The organism is Rothia sp. HMSC036D11, from assembly GCF_001814205.1.
In the GTDB taxonomy this organism is placed as follows: Bacteria; Actinomycetota; Actinomycetes; order Actinomycetales; family Micrococcaceae; genus Rothia; species Rothia dentocariosa.
Genome location: NZ_KV815304.1, coordinates 1 through 208, shown reverse-complemented (window position 1 = coordinate 208; position 208 = coordinate 1). Strand labels below are relative to the sequence as shown.

Genomic DNA, 208 nt, shown 5'->3' with positions numbered 1-208 from the left:
GGGGTTGTTGAAGATGTGGATGCGGGTGTCGGGGTTTTTCTTGTGGTAGTCGGTGATGATGTCGGCGGAGTCATCGGGGGATCCGTCGATCATGATGAGCAGTTCAAAGTTGGGGTCTGTTTGGTTTCGGACGGATTGTATGGCGTTGATGACGGTGTTGGCGGTGTTGTAGACCGGCATGATGATGCTGGTACGAGGGGTACGCATA

The 208-nt window shown here is 53.8% G+C and carries 1 protein-coding gene; it reads right to left on the bottom strand.

Annotated features, from left to right (window positions below; all coding sequences use genetic code 11):
- The coding region (locus HMPREF2958_RS07210) for a glycosyltransferase family 2 protein (protein WP_141755801.1) at nucleotides 1–207 on the bottom strand (207 nt) is incomplete at its 3' end.
- Nucleotide 208 lies beyond the last annotated feature (1 nt).